Raw genomic sequence first — 1,210 nt, forward strand, 5'->3', positions numbered from 1 at the left:
CTTCTCCTTCGGATCGTCCGGCACGTGCCTGCCGGGAAAGAGGCCTTCCCATGTCTTCCGTGCGCTACGCCAACGTGACCTGCCAGTACCCCGGGGCCGCCCGCCCCTCGGTCACCGACCTGAACCTGGACATCGCCGAGGGGGAGTTCCTCGTCCTGGTCGGCCCCTCCGGGTGCGGCAAGTCCACCACCCTGCGGATGCTCGCCGGCCTGGAAGAAGTCACCGGCGGGAGCATCCACATCGGCGACCGCGACGTCACCGACATCCCCTCCCGGGACCGCGACATCGCCATGGTCTTCCAGAACTACGCCCTCTACCCGCACATGACCGTGGCCGAGAACATGGGCTTCGCCCTGAAGATCGCCAAGATCCCCACCGCCGAGCGCCGCGCCAGGGTCGAGGAGGCCGCGAAGATCCTGGATCTGACCGACTACCTCGACCGCAAGCCCAAAGCGCTGTCCGGCGGCCAGCGCCAGCGGGTGGCCATGGGCAGGGCCATCGTGCGCTCCCCGCAGGTGTTCCTGATGGACGAACCACTCTCGAACCTCGACGCGAAGCTGCGCGTGCAGACCCGCACCCAGATCGCCTCCCTGACCCGCCGGCTGGGGGTCACCACCGTCTACGTCACCCACGACCAGGTCGAGGCGATGACCATGGGCGATAGGGTCGCCGTGCTCAAGGACGGGCACCTGATGCAGGTCGACACCCCCCGGGCCCTCTACGACACCCCCGCCACGGAGTTCGTCGCCGGGTTCATCGGCTCCCCGGCGATGAACCTCTTCCGCGTGCCCGTGGCGAACGGGGCGGCGACCTTCGGCACCCTGCGCCTGGACCTGACCCGTGAGCAACTGGGACGCCTGAGCGGGGGCAAGGTCACCGTCGGGATCCGCCCCGAGGACCTCCACCTGGCCCCGGAGGGCACCGGGCTGCCGATCGAGGCCGACGTGGTCGAAGAACTCGGCGCCGACGCCTTCGTCTACGGCCACCTCGCCCCGGTCACCGCCGCGAACACCATCGTGCCCGTGGACCCCACCGGGGCCGTGGAGGAGCACACCGAAGGAGCCCACGAGATCATCGTCCGCGCCGAGGGCCGCACCCCACCACGGGCCGGGACCACGATCTGGGTCGCCCCCGACCTCGACCACCTCCACCTCTTCGACACCACCACCGGCACCCGCCTGCCCGACTGACCCCCCGGCGGGACCGGCAA

The 1,210-nt window shown here is 70.3% G+C and carries 1 protein-coding gene; it reads left to right on the plus strand.

Translation table 11 applies throughout. The annotated features are described in order from the left end of the window. Positions 1-50 precede the first annotated feature (50 nt). Positions 51-1,190 (plus strand): ABC transporter ATP-binding protein, encoded by a 1,140-nt coding sequence (locus ACFYE1_RS17415; protein WP_387745806.1) that lies wholly within the window; start codon positions 51-53, stop codon positions 1,188-1,190. The last annotated feature ends 20 nt before the right edge of the window (positions 1,191-1,210 follow it).

Source organism: Kocuria nitroreducens, assembly GCF_042879195.1.
GTDB classification, from domain to species: Bacteria; Actinomycetota; Actinomycetes; order Actinomycetales; family Micrococcaceae; genus Kocuria; species Kocuria nitroreducens.

Excerpts from the sequence above, each read along its gene's own strand:
- ACFYE1_RS17415 (WP_387745806.1), top strand. The coding sequence starts at position 51 with ATGTCTTCCGTGCGCTACGCCAACGTGACCTGCCAGTACCCCGGGGCC.